This is a genomic window from Methylosinus sp. DMC45, assembly GCF_056313885.1.
In genome coordinates this window covers 166,188-180,542 of record NZ_JBQUZK010000036.1, presented here as the reverse complement: position 1 = coordinate 180,542, position 14,355 = coordinate 166,188, and the positions used below count along the sequence as shown (strand labels likewise).

Annotated in this window: 15 protein-coding genes; 8 read left to right on the top strand and 7 right to left on the bottom strand. The window is 66.3% G+C overall.

Annotated features, from left to right (window positions below; translation table 11 throughout):
* Nucleotides 1-64: 64 nt before the first annotated feature.
* Nucleotides 65-247, bottom strand: a complete 183-nt coding sequence (locus ACT53T_RS10385; RefSeq protein ID WP_018267802.1) for a hypothetical protein — start codon at nt 245-247, stop codon at nt 65-67.
* 140 nt (nt 248-387) lie between these two features.
* On the opposite strand from ACT53T_RS10385, the gene ACT53T_RS10380 reads away from it, so the two are divergent.
* Complete coding sequence (locus ACT53T_RS10380; RefSeq protein WP_476161124.1) at nt 388-1,092, top strand: RluA family pseudouridine synthase; 705 nt, start codon at nt 388-390, stop codon at nt 1,090-1,092.
* A complete protein-coding gene (locus ACT53T_RS10375; protein WP_476161123.1) occupies nt 1,089-1,718 on the top strand; it encodes a GDSL-type esterase/lipase family protein in 630 nt (209 codons plus the stop codon). Before ACT53T_RS10380 ends, ACT53T_RS10375 begins: the two co-directional genes overlap by 4 nt.
* Here the strand turns inward: ACT53T_RS10375 and ACT53T_RS10370 are convergent.
* The 4 genes from ACT53T_RS10370 to ACT53T_RS10355 all read right to left on the bottom strand — a co-directional run bounded on the left by ACT53T_RS10370 (nt 1,684) and on the right by ACT53T_RS10355 (nt 5,912).
* Entirely contained in the window at nt 1,684-2,118 is a 435-nt protein-coding gene (locus tag ACT53T_RS10370; RefSeq protein ID WP_400765835.1) for a GlcG/HbpS family heme-binding protein, read from the bottom strand. The two genes, ACT53T_RS10375 and ACT53T_RS10370, sit on opposite strands and share 35 nt — an antisense overlap.
* 72 nt (nt 2,119-2,190) lie before the next feature.
* Complete coding sequence (locus ACT53T_RS10365; protein ID WP_476161122.1) at nt 2,191-3,873, bottom strand: mucoidy inhibitor MuiA family protein; 1,683 nt, start codon at nt 3,871-3,873, stop codon at nt 2,191-2,193.
* A 147-nt stretch (nt 3,874-4,020) separates the two neighbouring features.
* Nucleotides 4,021-5,292 (bottom strand): cytochrome-c peroxidase, encoded by a 1,272-nt coding sequence (locus ACT53T_RS10360; RefSeq protein ID WP_476161121.1) that lies wholly within the window; start codon nt 5,290-5,292, stop codon nt 4,021-4,023.
* A gap of 125 nt (nt 5,293-5,417) precedes the next feature.
* Nucleotides 5,418-5,912, bottom strand: coding sequence for a DUF2165 family protein (locus ACT53T_RS10355; protein WP_476161120.1), 495 nt, complete (start codon nt 5,910-5,912; stop codon nt 5,418-5,420).
* Nucleotides 5,913-5,981: 69 nt separating this feature from the next.
* On the opposite strand from ACT53T_RS10355, the gene ACT53T_RS10350 reads away from it, so the two are divergent.
* From ACT53T_RS10350 to ACT53T_RS10340, 3 genes are all read left to right on the top strand, one after another.
* The gene (locus ACT53T_RS10350; RefSeq protein ID WP_476161119.1) at nt 5,982-6,638 is read left to right on the top strand and encodes an SGNH/GDSL hydrolase family protein; all 657 of its coding nucleotides are present in this window, start codon (nt 5,982-5,984) and stop codon (nt 6,636-6,638) included.
* 84 nt (nt 6,639-6,722) lie between these two features.
* Nucleotides 6,723-7,214, top strand: coding sequence for a peptidoglycan-binding protein LysM (lysM, locus tag ACT53T_RS10345; protein ID WP_476161118.1), 492 nt, complete (start codon nt 6,723-6,725; stop codon nt 7,212-7,214).
* A 174-nt stretch (nt 7,215-7,388) separates the two neighbouring features.
* Nucleotides 7,389-7,817, top strand: coding sequence for a DUF3617 domain-containing protein (locus ACT53T_RS10340; protein WP_476161117.1), 429 nt, complete (start codon nt 7,389-7,391; stop codon nt 7,815-7,817).
* 4 nt (nt 7,818-7,821) lie between these two features.
* On the opposite strand, the gene ACT53T_RS10335 is transcribed toward ACT53T_RS10340, so the two are convergent.
* Nucleotides 7,822-8,154, bottom strand: a complete 333-nt coding sequence (locus ACT53T_RS10335) for a c-type cytochrome (RefSeq protein WP_018267812.1) — start codon at nt 8,152-8,154, stop codon at nt 7,822-7,824.
* Nucleotides 8,155-8,183: 29 nt separating this feature from the next.
* Complete coding sequence (gene pyrE, locus ACT53T_RS10330) at nt 8,184-8,780, bottom strand: orotate phosphoribosyltransferase (protein WP_476161116.1); 597 nt, start codon at nt 8,778-8,780, stop codon at nt 8,184-8,186.
* A gap of 309 nt (nt 8,781-9,089) precedes the next feature.
* Here pyrE and recA point away from each other — a divergent pair, with 309 nt between their 5' ends.
* From recA to ACT53T_RS10315, 3 genes are all read left to right on the top strand, one after another.
* Nucleotides 9,090-10,169: a recombinase RecA gene (recA, locus tag ACT53T_RS10325; protein WP_400765849.1), complete on the top strand. Its 1,080-nt coding sequence runs from the start codon at nt 9,090-9,092 to the stop codon at nt 10,167-10,169.
* Nucleotides 10,170-10,401: 232 nt separating this feature from the next.
* A complete protein-coding gene (alaS, locus tag ACT53T_RS10320) occupies nt 10,402-13,068 on the top strand; it encodes an alanine--tRNA ligase (RefSeq protein WP_476161115.1) in 2,667 nt (888 codons plus the stop codon).
* Complete coding sequence (locus tag ACT53T_RS10315; RefSeq protein WP_476161114.1) at nt 13,065-14,318, top strand: cyclic nucleotide-gated ion channel; 1,254 nt, start codon at nt 13,065-13,067, stop codon at nt 14,316-14,318. Before alaS ends, ACT53T_RS10315 begins: the two co-directional genes overlap by 4 nt.
* Nucleotides 14,319-14,355 lie beyond the last annotated feature (37 nt).

The window sequence follows — 14,355 nt, the reverse complement described above, 5'->3', positions numbered from 1 at the left end:
GCGCGGCGGGAGCGCGGCGGCTTCATGCGGCCGCGCTCCGTCCAAATGGCGTCGCTCGGCCGGGTCATTTGGTGACGATGAAGGACCCGAGAATGCCGCCCAGCAGCGCGCCGATGATCACCGTCCCGATCGCGGCGGGAAAGCCGACGACGCCGGCGCCCATGATCGCGCCGAGCACGGCTCCGACTCCTCCGAATATATAGGCGTTCCGCGACATCAGGCGGTCGACTTGGTCTTCTTCGGCCATGGTGCTCTCCGTTGTTCTCTATCGCCGGCCCTCGGAAGAAGGGCTGGCTCCGCATGTCTCTAGCTAGCGCGCGCCACGCGGCGGCAAGGGCGGGCCGCCTGCCCTCACGCGAAATCGCCGATTCGATTAGGATGACGCCCATGACACCGGATGATCTCGTCTCGCGCCTCCTCTATCGGGACGGGCTGATGCTCGTCGTCGACAAGCCCGCCGGCCTGCCCGTGCATCGCGGCCCCAAGGGCGGCGAGAATCTGGAGGACCATTTCGACGCTCTGCGCTTCGGCCTGCCGCGCGCGCCGGCGCTCGCCCATCGGCTCGATCGCGACACCTCGGGCTGCCTCGTGCTCGGCCGTCACCGCAAGGCGCTGGAGCGGCTCGGCAGACTGTTTCATGACGGGCGCATCAAAAAGACCTATTGGGCGATCGTCGAAGGCGCGCCTTCCGCGGAGGAGGGCCATATCGACATGGCGCTCGGCCGGCTCGATTCGACGCGCGGATGGTGGATGCGCCCCGATCCGCTGGGCCTGCCGGCGCAGACGGATTGGCGCGTGCTGGGACGCGCCCGCGACGCGCAGGGCAATGATCTCGCCTTCCTCGAGCTGAGGCCGCAGACCGGCCGCACGCATCAGCTGCGCGTTCATTGCCAGGCTATGGGCTGGCCCATGCTCGGCGATCCCGTCTATGGCCATGGCAAGCGCGAAGGCGCGCCGCCGCTGCATCTTCACGCGCGCGAGATCGACATTCCGATGCGCGAGAACAAGGAGCGCATCGTCGTGCGCGCCCCGGCGCCCGCGCATATGCGCGAAGCGCTGGCGCTCTGCGGATGGCGCGCGGAGGCGGAATGACCACGCCGGTTCGCATCTGCTTTTTCGGCGACAGCCTCGTCAATGGAACCGGCGACGATGATGGTCTCGGCTGGGTGGGCCGGCTCGTCTCGCGGGAGCGCCGGGCGGGGCGGGACGTCACCGCTTATAATCTCGGCATTCGCCGCGACACCAGCGCCGATATCGCCGCGCGCTGGCGGGAGGAGGCGCGGCGTCGTCTGCCGGAAGATTGCGACGCGCGTCTGCTGTTTTCCTTCGGCGCCAATGATTGCGTGGAGGAGCGAGCGGGCCGCGCGCGCGTTCCGCTCGAGGAGACGCTGGCCCATGCGGAGCAAATGCTGCGCGAGGCTATGACGCGCGCGCCCGTATTGATGGTCGGGCCGTTTCTGCCGGGCGCAGCGCGGATCGATCGTCTGTGCCCGCGATTGCAAAAGCTCTGCGCCGCGCTGCGCATTCCCTATATCGAGACGCGCGGCTTCGCTGCGCGCTGCGGCGTGCTTTTGCAGGAGGCGGCCGCCGGCGACGGCGCCCACCCCAATAGCGGCGGCTATGCGGCGCTGGCCGATTTCATCGGCGCGGCGCCGCAGTGGCGCGATTGGCTCGACGGCGCGCTCACGTCCGCCAAGGATGCGCCGGCAGATCGCTGACGCCGACGACGGCGACACCGGCCTGCGCGACGGCGTGGTCATTCTCCACCGAGCTGCCGCTGACGCCTATGGCTCCGACCAGCACGCCATCCTCGTCGACGATGGGCAGGCCGCCGGGGAAGGTGATGAGCCCGTCATTGGAATGCTCTATGCCGAAGAGCGGACCGCCCGGCTGCGACAGCTTGCCGATCTCGCCCGTCGGCATGCCGAAGAAGACGGCCGTCTTCGCCTTCTTGATCGCAATGTCGATGCTGCCGACCCAGGCGTCGTCCATGCGATAGAAGGCTTTCAGATCGGCGCCGGAATCGACGACGGCGATGCACATTTTCGTGCCGAGCTCGGAGGCGCGCTTGCGGGCGGCGGTGATGGCGGCTTCCGCCGCGGCGATATTGACATGCATCAGGGAGTCTCCTCGTCGCGCGTGCGCCGCGACACGACACAAATGGCTACGCCGAAGTCCCTTTCAAGTCCGTCATCTCGGCGTGATCGGCGCCGGTTGTGTCACAATGTCGCGCTCCGCCGGCCATTTCACGCGATAGGCGAGGCGCAGCTCTTTCGTTTCACGCGGCTTGGCGTCGAAGCTCCAGCCCATAACGCCGCGCTTGTCGGCGATCTGCTTCGTCGTGGGCGCGGTCGTCTGCGGCAGCGTCTCCACCGTGATCGCTGTATTCTCCGAAAACGGGATCTGATCGACGACCGTCACCGGAACGATGAAATCGTGCAGATTCTCGACCGTCGTCTTGAAGTCGCGCGTCTCGTATTTCGTCTGGCCGAACCAGCTCGGGTCATTCTCGAGGCGCTTGACCGGCGCGCGCGCGACCTTGATCTTGTCGTCTGCGCCGAAGCCGAGCTCCACCGCCTCTCCCGGCGCGACGAAAGCGATGCGGCTCTGCCCCACATGCATTCCGTCGCGCTGCACGGCGACGGGGCCGGCCAGCAGCGGGGCGTCCTCCTCATTGACGATGCGCGCCTCGAGAAAAGCCGTGGGATCGAGCGCCGGCGCGATGCGCGCGGCGAGCGTCGGCGTCATGCGGCGCGAGGAGAGGATAAAGCTCTTCGTCGTTCCGTCGCCGGGCGCGCCGACGCGGCCGGAGATTTTGAAGCTCGCCTGAAAGGCGTTGGATTCGAGCGCGGCCGTCTGCTGCTCCGCCGGCGCCGGCGCCGGCTCGGGCGCCGCAGCGGCTGCCATCGGCGCTTCCGCCGATCTGCGCATCTGCCGCTCCATCGGAGCGGGCGCCGCGGCTTTCGGCGCATAGACGATCGGCGGCTCGTAGAAGCTCACGCGCTGCGGCTGCACATCGGGCGCCGCTGCGCCGCGATGCGCGCGCGTCGTCGAGACGGAGAGCGCGACATCGTTCCAATCCTCGCCCGTGCTCTGGGTCACCGCGGCGCGGCGGATGAATTCGAGCTGCGGCTTGCCCTCCGCGCCGCCGGTCTCCAGCCGCGCGTCATAGGCGGGCCGCCAATAGGCGCCGGAGACGAGATAGGAGAGCGACAATTGCAGCCTGCCGCCGCTCGCCGATTCGACCGCTATGGCGATCTCGCGCGAGGGGCGCCGCGTCGCGCGCGCGCCTGTTCCCGCCTCCAGCGCGTGAATCTCGTCGTCGAGCTCCTTCGCCTTGACGCGGGCGCCGCGCAATTCCTCGCCGGTTCTGGTCAATGCGGAGGCGATGGCGTCGAAGGCCGCGCTCCATTCGCCGATCGCGAGCGGCCGCGTCTCGGGGCCGAGCTTTTCCGGTCCGGCCTGCGAATAGCGCGCGATCATCGCCTGCTTGGCGGCGAGCGCGTCCAGCGTCACTTGCAGGCTCTCGCGCGCGGCGCGCAATTGCTTCAGCTTCGCCTCGATCGCCGTGTCCGGGGCCTGCGTCTCCGCCGGCGCGAGCCGCGCCTCGACGGCGCCGATCGTCACGCGCCCATTCGCCTCGCCGGAGACGCGCAGCGAATCGGCGTCGAGCGCGAAGGGAAGATTTTTGAGGAGAATTGTCGCGGCGCCGGCGGGCAGATCGATCGTCGCTCTGCGCGTCACCGTGGCGGCGTCGGGATGGACGATGACGCCGTCGATCGTCGATGTCGCCTCGACGATCGTCTCCTTCGCCCAGGCGGGGGTGAGAGCGATCGAAGACACGCAAACGAGCAGAAGCACGCGAAGCCGCATGGGCCGCCTCCTCGAGGGAAAGAAGGCGGCATCCGGCCCTAGGCTTATGTCCTTTTCGCGGCGGCTCTCGTCTTGCGGCTCTCTAAATCTCCTTGTTCGGTCGTGTTTTCTTCACGCGAACCGGTTCCCGCTTCGCTCGAAAACACTCTATCTCTCCGCCTTCGCCGCGGGCGCGGGCCGGTCGGTCAGCGTGTGCAGAAAGGCGACGATGGCGTCGATCTCGCTCTCGTCGATCCGCGGCGTCTCGCCCGGCTTGCGATCATAGGGAACTTCCTTGACGTTCACATTGTCGTGGAACGTCTCCGGCAGATCGTCATATTTTGCGGTCGCGCCCTCTTTCTTGGGATACCAGCGCGCGGGATCGGTGTCGCGCGTCGCATAGAAGGCCACGACATCGCGCAGGCTGGCGAAGACGCCATTGTGCAGATAGGGGCCGGTGACGGCGATGTTGCGCAAGGTCGGCGCCTTGAACTGCCCGCAGAGGCTGTCGATGGCGTAGCCCTTGGGCGCGACCTTGGCGAGCCCCTCGCGCTTGCAGAGGCCGAGATCGACAAATGCCGGGTCTTTGTTGTCCGGTATGGCGGCGTTGCGCGGCGCGCCCAGCGCGTCATAGCTGAAATCGGTGAACAGCCAGTCCTGCGGCCGGCGCGATTTCTCCTCGCCGACATGGCAGGCGATGCAATTGCCCTTCTTCTTGTCCTTGAACAGCGCGAAGCCCTTCGCTTCCTCGGCGGTCAATTTCTCGCGTCCGCGCAGAAAATCGTCGAATTTGGACGAGAAAGGATGAAAGCGCTCGCTGCTCTCATAGGCGGCGACCGCATGCGCCAATTTGTCGAAACCCGCGTCGCTCTCGAAAATCTTCTCGCCATAGAGGCGTCGCGCGAGATCGGCATAGGCGCCGGATTTTATCTTCTCGACCACGGCGGCTTTCGACGGATTGTTCATCTCGCGCGGATTGAGCAGCGGCCCTTCCACTTGCGCGGCGAGATCGTCCGCGCGGCCGTCCCAAAATTGTCCGCCGACGGGAACCAGCTCGGTCTCGCCGGTCTCCTCGTCCTTCTTCTTCATGAAATGAAAGCGCGGGCTGAAGGACACATAGCCGAGCGTCGGCGTCTTGCGCGTTCCGAGCGCGTCCGGCCGGCTGCCGCGCGCCAGCGCCGCTATGGGCGAGCCATTATTGCCCTGAAACGCCTTGGCGGGATCATGGCAGGAGGCGCAGGAGAGGCCGGCGGGCTCCGAGAGGCTCTTGTCCTCGAAAATTCGTTTCCCCAGCAGCTCGCGCTGCGAGAGATGCGCCTCATCGGCGGCGCGCGCGTCGCTCGTCGTCGATTCGAGGCTCGCCGCCGGCGCGGCGGCTGCGAGCAGAAAGAAAAAAGCGCGCGACAAAGTCGAGAGGCGCGATCGAGCGGCGAGCGCCATAGTCAGATTCTCCGATCGCGAGAGGGAACTCTGCGAATGAGCGGGACGCGCGAAATCTAGTGAAGGAGCGCCAATCCCGTCAAACTCCATAGATTGGATCGGTTCCAAACAATGCGCTCGCCGCTTCAGCCGCGCGGGGGTTCCGGCTGCGCGACGAAGAGCAGGATGAATCCGAGCGAGCCGATGAATCGAAAGGCCGGCTGCTGGAAGTTCCAATCAAGGGAACGCCACATCTGGAACCATTCGCCGCCGATGATCATGAAGCCGAAAAAATAGAGCGCGAAGCCGAGCGCGAGCCCGCCGATGGCGCATTGCTTCGCCGCTTCGAAGCGCGCCGGCTCGTCCTTTCGTGCGCCAAAAAGCCGCAGCGCGCCATAGAGGCAGAGCGCGCCGAAGGCGAGCTCCGTCGCGATGGTCCCGGCATAGAGCAGCCGCTGAAGCGAGTCGGAGAGAATGGCGCGGCTCATCAGCGCGGCGTCGGCATGGGTCGTGTCCATGGCGACGACATGGCGAAGAACCTCGAAATTCGTGTCATAATCGAAAATATTGCCGAGCCCGGCGATGAGGCCCAGCAGGCCGGCGCAGGCGGTGAGCAGGATCTTGGCGATGCGGGCGATCATGCGTGCGTCCTCCTCAGAGTCGATTCAGGTCTATGTTCCGCCGATGACGCGGGCGAGGCGGCGAGGGCGATGATCGCGACATTGGCGCAAATTCTTTTCATTCTCGGCATCCTCCCGCTGCTCTTCGGCGCGCTGATCGCGGCCTCCGACGCCGGCGTGCGGCGCGCCTTTCGTCTCGCGCTGCATCGGCGCGTCGCGCGTCTGCGGCCGCCGCGCTACGCCATCGTCGGCGACAGCCTCGCAGCGCAATGCGATTGGCGCCCGCTCCGCCGGCGTCCTTTCGACGTGCTGCGCCTTTGTCTCGGCGGCGCGACGCTGAAGGATATAGGCGCGCAAATCGTCGAGGCGCGCATGATGGGCGCGCGCTGCTTCGTCATCGACGGGGGCTTGAACGATCTCTTGTTCGACGAGGCGCCGCTCGCGCAGATCGAAAATGATTTTCGCGCGCTGCTGCGCCGCCTGCCGGAGGATGCGCGCGGCGTTCTGATGCTCGCGCCCCATGTCGCCGATGCGGCGATGGCGCCGCGCATAGACGAGATCAATGCGCTGATGCGCGCGCTCGCCGAGGCGCGCGGGCTCGCCGTCGTCGATCTCGCGCCGCAGCTCTCGCACAATGGCGCGCGGCTGCCGGAGATGACCGATGACGGCCTGCATTTCTCGCCGCTCGCCGCGAAGCTATGGGTGCGGGCGGCGAAAGAGCGCCTTCTTCGCGATGGGCTCGCCTGAGCGCGGCGCGCCCTATGTAACGCGGCGCGGGCGCCATTCCACCGGCGCTCGCGCTCACGCCAAAGCGCGAAGGAGGTCGAGAAAATGGGTCTCTTCAATTTCTGGAACAACTCGAAGAGCGGCGACAAGATCGACAAGAATGCGCCTTCGCCCAAGGGCGCGACCGAGAACGCCGCCGCGCCGGCCGAAGAGCTGAAGAAGGAGATCGAGAAGAAAGGCCTCGACGCCTCCAAGATCGAAATCTCGGTCGATGGCGACAAGGTCAAGCTCGGCGGCAAGGCCGAGTCCACCAGCGACGCAGAGAAGATCGTGCTCGCTGTCGGCAACACCAAGGGCGTCTCGCAGGTCGAGAGCAATATCGTCGTCGGCAAGCAGGAGACGGAATCCTTCTTCTACAAGGTGCGCCAGGGCGACACGCTGTGGAAGATCGCCGAGACGCAATATGGCCAGGGCAAGGGCGGAAAATACGAAGAGATCTTCGCCGCCAATCGGCCGCTGCTCTCCGATCCCGACAAGATCTATCCCGGCCAGGTGCTGCGCATTCCCAAGGGCCAAGGCGCCGCGGGCCAGGCCTGAGTCTCCGTCGCGCGGCCTCCTTCGGGAGGCCGCGTCACGCTATCGGGAAAAATAGGGATGCGCGCGCGGGAGCTATTCTCAAAAAAGCGCTCGACATCGAAAACGAATTGCCTCGCAAAGGCGCGCGTCACATAGTCCGCGCCGTAAAAGATCATCCGTCATCGAGGCGAAGAGTTGAACCTTTCTACCGCGTGTCGCGCGACGCTCATCGCCGTGATCTTGCCCTTCGCCGCGAGCGCTTCGGCGGATGATCTCCCGCAGCGTCGGCCCGGCCTGTGGCGCATAAAAACGATATCGCCGGAAGTGGGATTGCAGTCGCATGACGTCTGCATCGAGGCGAGCGACGGCCTGCTCGGCGCCCCGCAGGACAATTGCACGAAGCCGACGGTCGAATCCGCGCAGGGCGGCGAGGTCATCGTCACTTTCTCATGCGATCTCCACGGCGCGCGCGAGGTGACGAGCCTTCTGTTCACGGGCGATTTCTCGAGCTGGTATCGCGCGCAATCGAAGACGACGCTCACGCAAAAGAGCGGCGTCACGCGCGAGCGCTCCGGCTTCACCATAGACGCGAAGTTTCTGCAGCCCGACTGCCCGAAGCCGTGACGCCTCAACGCGCGGGCGCGAGACCGACGATATAGGCGGAGAGCGAGTCGATCTCATCCGGCGTGAGGATGAGATTGGGCATGTTCCGATGCGAGCTGCGCAGAAAAACCTTGATCGCCAGCTCGGTCGTCGAGGGCATGCGCGCCACATCGACGAAGCTCGGCGCTTTGGCGGCCTCGTCCTTGGCCGGCGTCTTGTCGTCTATGCGATGGCATTCGACGCAGAGCGAGGCGGCGAGACGCCGCCCGGCGGAAGGATCGCTCGATTGCGCCAGCGCCGGCGCCGCGACGCCTCCGCAAGCGATGAAGGCCAGGACCATCGGCGTCGCGCAATTCATGGGCTCTCCCTCCGAAACGGTATGAGAAGCTATATCGTAAAGTCGCCGCGCTTGAAGATCGACACCAGCGTGATTCCCTTTTCGGCGAGCTTTTCCGCAGCGCCTTCCTCTCGGTCGATCACGACCAGCGCCCGCGTCGCTCTCGCCTGCGGGTGTTCCTCCGCCATGCCGGCGATGGCCTCCAATATAGAGCCGCCCGTGGTCGCCACATCGTCCACGATCAGCGCCTCCCCGTCCTTGGGCACATAGCCGTCGATGCGCTCCTTGGCGCCATGGCCCTTGGCCTCCTTGCGCACGAAAAAAGCCTCGACCGGCGCGCCTTTGGGAAAGCTCACCGCGGCGATGGCCGCCACCAGCGGCACGGCGCCCACGGCCAGCCCGCCGACGCCTCTTATCCCCTGCGCCTTCATATAATCGACGACGATATCGGCGATGAGATGCGCGCCTTCCGGCAGCATGGTCGTCTGGCGCAGCTGGAAGAGATAATTGCTCTTGCGGCCCGAGGAGAGCGTGAAATCGCCGCGCAGCAGCGAATGCGTGTCGATCAGCCGATGCAGCCGCGCCCAGCGCGGATCGGCGGGGTCGATAACGGCGTCGGGACGGGAAGGCGCGCGCGTGTCGCTCATGGGCTGTCGAAACTCCGCTGTCGATCATGAGAAATAGGCCGGGGGCCGGCTGCGGTCCCTTACGCCCAGGAACTCGCGGACTTCAAGCCGGTTCCATTCCTCGGCTCGCGCCCGGCCCGCGCCCAGCCGGGCTGCGCGGGAAAAATCACCGAGAACAAAAAAAGAACTTGGCGAAGAGAACAAATGCGATACAATCTGCCCATCCGATCTTCGCCTTCGCTTCTGATCCAATCATCACAAGTCTTTCGCCCCGGGGCCGCATCTCGCGTTGCGCCCGCCGCCCGACCCGTGCCAGAAGGAATCATCGCCGTGAGCCAAGCCAATCTCCGCCTCGTGGAAGGAACATCCGTGGACAAGACCAAGGCGCTGGACGCCGCTTTGTCGCAGATCGAGCGGGCCTTCGGTAAAGGCTCGATCATGCGGCTCGGCAAGAATCAGAAAGCCGTGGAGATCGAGACGATCTCGACCGGCTCGCTCGGGCTCGATATCGCGCTCGGCGTCGGCGGCATGCCGCGCGGACGTATCGTGGAGATCTATGGGCCGGAATCTTCGGGCAAGACCACTCTGGCGCTGCATGTGATCGCCGAGGCGCAGAAGAAGGGCGGCGTCTGCGCCTTCGTCGACGCCGAGCATGCGCTCGATCCGGTCTACGCCCGCAAGCTCGGCGTCAATCTCGAGGAGCTGCTGATCTCTCAGCCCGACACGGGCGAGCAGGCGCTGGAGATCACCGACACGCTCGTGCGCTCCGGCGCGGTCGACGTTCTCATCATCGATTCGGTCGCGGCCCTGACGCCGCGCGCCGAGATCGAGGGCGAGATGGGCGAGGTGCAGCCCGGCTTGCAGGCGCGCCTGATGAGCCAGGCGCTGCGCAAGCTCACCGCCTCCATCTCGCGCTCCAACACGCTCGTCATCTTCATCAATCAGATCCGCATGAAGATCGGCGTCATGTATGGCTCGCCGGAGACGACCACGGGCGGCAACGCCTTGAAGTTCTACGCCTCTGTGCGCCTCGACATTCGTCGCATCGGCTCCATCAAGGACCGCGACGAGGTCACCGGCAATCAGACCCGCGTGAAGGTGGTCAAGAATAAGGTGGCGCCGCCGTTCAAGCAGGTCGAGTTCGACATCATGTATGGCGAGGGCGTCTCCAAGGTCGGCGAGCTCATCGATCTCGGCGTGAAGGCCGGCGTCGTCGAGAAATCCGGCGCCTGGTTCTCCTATGACAGTCAGCGCCTCGGCCAGGGCCGCGAGAACGCCAAGACCTTCCTCAAGCAGAACAAAGAAGCGGCCGAGCGGATCGAGCAGGCGATCCGCGAGAATTCCGGCCTCATCGCCGAGCGCATTCTCGACGCCGGCGGCGAGGGTGAGGGCGAGGGCGCCGAGGACTGATCGCAGACGGCGAACGCCCACCCTCCCCTTCAGGGGGAGGGTGGGGTCACGGCGCGAAGACTCTCCGAAGCGTCATCCCCTTCCGCGATCGGCGCCGCCTGTTCCACTTCGCGGACAAATGCTCTAGAAGGGCTCGGTTCGCGCCGGGCCTTTTCCTTTTCCCAGCGACGGTTACGGCCGAGCGCGCGTTCGATGGCATTTCGAGCCGAACAAGCGGGCGACAAGAACCGATATGAGTGGCGTCAACCAGATCCGTTCGACCTTCCTCGACTATTTCTCGCGCAATGGACACGAGAAGGTCGCCTCCTCGCCGCTCGTCCCGCAGAACGACCCCACGCTGATGTTCACCAACGCCGGCATGGTGCAGTTCAAGAATGTCTTCACCGGCTTCGAGAAGCGCCATTACACGCGCGCCACCACGGCGCAAAAATGCATGCGCGCCGGCGGCAAGCACAATGATCTCGACAATGTCGGCTATACGGCGCGGCATCTGACCTTTTTCGAGATGCTCGGCAATTTCTCCTTCGGCGATTATTTCAAGGAAGGCGCGATCGAGCTCGCCTGGAACTTCGTCTCCCGCGAGCTGGCCCTCCCGCGCGAAAAGCTGCTGGTCACCGTCTATCACGACGATGACGAGGCGTTTTCGCTGTGGAAAAAGATCGCCGGCTTCTCCGACGATCGCATCATCCGCATCCCCACGGCGGATAATTTCTGGAGCATGGGCGACGTCGGCCCCTGCGGCCCCTGCTCGGAGATCTTCTTCGATCAGGGCGAAAGCGTCGCCGGCGGTCCGCCCGGCAGCCCGGAAGAGGACGGCGATCGGTTCCTGGAATTCTGGAACCTCGTCTTCATGCAATATGAGCAGACCGCGCCCGGCGAGCGCGCGCCCTTGCCGCGTCCCTCCATCGACACGGGCATGGGCCTCGAGCGAATCGCCGCGCTGCTGCAGGGCGTGCAATCGGTCTTCGAGATCGATCTTTTTCGCCGACTCATCGGCGCCGTGGCCGACGCCACCAGCGTCGATTCCGCCGGCCCGCAGGCGGCGAGCCACCGTGTCATCGCCGATCATCTGCGCGCCTCGGCCTTTCTCGTCGCCGATGGCGTGACGCCGTCGAATGAGGGCCGTGGCTATGTGCTGCGCCGAATCATGCGTCGCGCCATGCGCCATGCCCAGCTTCTGGGCGCCGCCGAGCCATTGATGCATCGCCTCGTCGGCGAGCTGGTCTCCGAGATGGGCCTCGCCTATCCCGAGCTGACCCGCGCCGAAAGCCTCATTCGCGACACGCTGCTGACCGAGGAGACGCGCTTTCGCCAGACTCTCGTGCGCGGCCTCTCCATCCTCGACGAGGAGAGCGCCTCGCTCACGGCCGGCGCGAGCTTTTCCGGCGAGACCGCCTTCAAGCTCTACGACACTTACGGCTTTCCGCTCGATCTCACCGAGGATGCGCTGCGCCCGCGCGGCATCGTCGTCGACAAGGCCGCTTTCGAGACCGCCATGGAGCGCCAGCGCGCCGAGGCCCGCAAGGCCTGGGCCGGCTCCGGCGAGACCGCGACCGAGGCCGTCTGGTTCGCGCTCGAGGAACGTCTCGGCGCGACTGAGTTCCTCGGCTATGAGCGGGAGAAGGCCGAGGGGCAGATCGTCGCCCTTCTGCACGACGGCGCGGAGACCTTCCGGCTCGAGACCGGCGCACGCGGCGCCGTGCTGCTCAATCAGACGCCTTTCTACGCCGAATCCGGCGGCCAGATCGGCGATATCGGCGTGATGCGCGCCAAGGGCGTGCGTTTTCGCGTCACCGGCACGCAAAAGAAGGTTCACGGCCTCTTCGTTCATGAGGGCGTGGTGGAGGAGGGCGCGCTCACGCCCGGTCTCGCGCTCGAGCTCGAGGTCGAGCACGTCCGCCGCAACGCCGTGCGCGCCAATCATTCGGCGACGCATATTCTGCATGAGGCTCTGCGCCGCGTGCTCGGCGATCATGTCGCGCAGAAGGGCTCGCTCGTCGCGCCGGACCGGCTGCGCTTCGACTTTACGCATCCCAAGCCGCTGAGCGAGGAAGAGATCGCCGCCGTCGAGCAGATCGCCAATGAGGTGGTGCAGGACAACGCCCCGGTCGAGACGCGGCTGATGGGTCAGGACGAGGCCATTCGCTCCGGCGCCCGCGCGCTGTTCGGCGAGAAATACGGCGATGAGGTGCGCGTCGTCGCCATGGGCCATGCGCCCATCGACGCCGATCGCGCCTTTTCGGTCGAGCTCTGCGGCGGCACGCATGTGCGCCGCACTGGCGACATCGGCCTCATCAGCATCGTCTCGCAGGGCGCGGTTGCCTCCGGCGTGCGCCGCATCGAGGCCAAGACGGCGGAAGGCGCCCGCGCGCAGCTCGTCTCCGAGGCCAAGGCGCTGCGCGAGATCGCGACTCTTGTCCGCGCGTCCGTCGAGGACGCGCCCGCCCGGCTCGCGAGCCTCATAGAAGAGCGCAAGACTCTGGAGCGCGAGCTCGCCGACGCCAAGCGCAAGCTGGCCATGGGCGGCGGCGGCAATGGCGCGGCGGAGCCCGTTCGAGACGTCGCAGGAATCAAGCTCTTCGCCAAGGCGGTCAGCGGCATAGACGCCAAAGACCTGAAATCGCTCGTCGACGAGGCCAAGAAGACGATCGGCTCCGGCGTCGTCGCCATCGCCAACGCCTCGGCCGACGGCAAGGCCGGCGTGGTCGTCGGCGTGACCGCCGATCTCACGGCGCGCTACAGCGCCATCGATCTGGTGCGCGTCGCCTCGGAGAAGCTCGGCGGCAAGGGCGGCGGCGGCCGGCCCGATCTCGCTCAGGCCGGTGGGCCGGACGCCACCGCGCTGGAGGCGGCGCTGGCGGCGATCGAGGAGACGCTGCGGGTCACGGCGGCGCAGTGAGCGAGGAGGGCGCCGCGATCGAGGAGGCGCCGTTCGGCCTCCGCCGCCGCGTCCATATTCTGCTCGACAGCGGCGGCGTCGGCGACCGCGCCGCTCAAATCATCCATGGCGCGCTGATGGCGCTGGTCATTCTCTCCGTCGGCGCGGTGATCCTCGAATCCGATCCCGATAACGCCGCGCGATATGGCGCGCTGTTTCGCGCGGTCGAATATGTCGCCGTCGCCGCCTTCAGCGTCGAATATGCGCTGCGCATCTGGAGCGCGCCCGACCATGCGCTCTATGCGGCGATGCGCCCGGCGCAGGCGCGCATCGCCTTCGTCAGCTCGGTCTCCGCGATCGTCGACCTCATCGCCATCGCGCCTTTCTATCTCTCCGTCCTCGTCGCCGCCGATCTGCGCATCCTCTTGTTCCTGCGACTCGCGCGCTTCTTCAAGCTGGCGCGCTACTCGCCGGGCATACGCTCCATCTTCGCCGTGCTGGAGGCCGAGCGCAAAGCGCTCGCGGCCTCCGGCATCGTGCTGTTCGGCGTCGTTCTGTTCATGGCGACCGCCATGCATATCGCCGAGCATGACGCGCAGCCGGAGGCGTTCCGCTCCATTCCCGCCGCGATGTGGTGGGCGATCCAGACCATTGCGACGGTCGGCTATGGCGATGTGGTGCCGCATACGCCGGCGGGGCGCATCATCGCCGCGATCTCCATGGTGATGGGCTTCGTCATGCTCGGCCTGCCGGTCGGCATCGTCGCCACCGCTTTCGCGGAGGAGATTCATCGGCGCGAATTCGTCGTCACCTGGAGCATGGTGGCCAAGGCGCCGCTGTTCGCCGCGCTCGACGCATCGGCGATCGCCGAGATCATGCGTTATCTGCGCGCGCAATCCCTGCCGGCAGGCGCGCTGGTCGTGCGCCGCGGCGAGCCGGCGCATTCCATGTATTTCATCGCCGCCGGCGAGGTGGAGGTGGAGCTGCCGAGCGGGCCGACGCGGCTCGGCGAGGGGCAGTTCTTCGGCGAGATCGCGCTGCTGCGCAAGACGCGCCGCACCGCCAATGTGCGCGCCGCGACGCCCATAAAGCTGCTGATACTCGATGCTTTCGATCTCCATGTTTTCACGCAGCGCAATCCTGAGATCGGACGCCATATAGAGGCGGTCGCGGCGCGCCGCTCGGAGTTTCGGCCCGTGGTCCGCGAAGGCGATCTCGCCGAGGCGGAAATCGACGGGCGCGACCTTCCGCCGCGCGAGGATGGCCCATGAAGCCGACGTGGCGCCCCTGACAAAGCCGGCGCGCGCG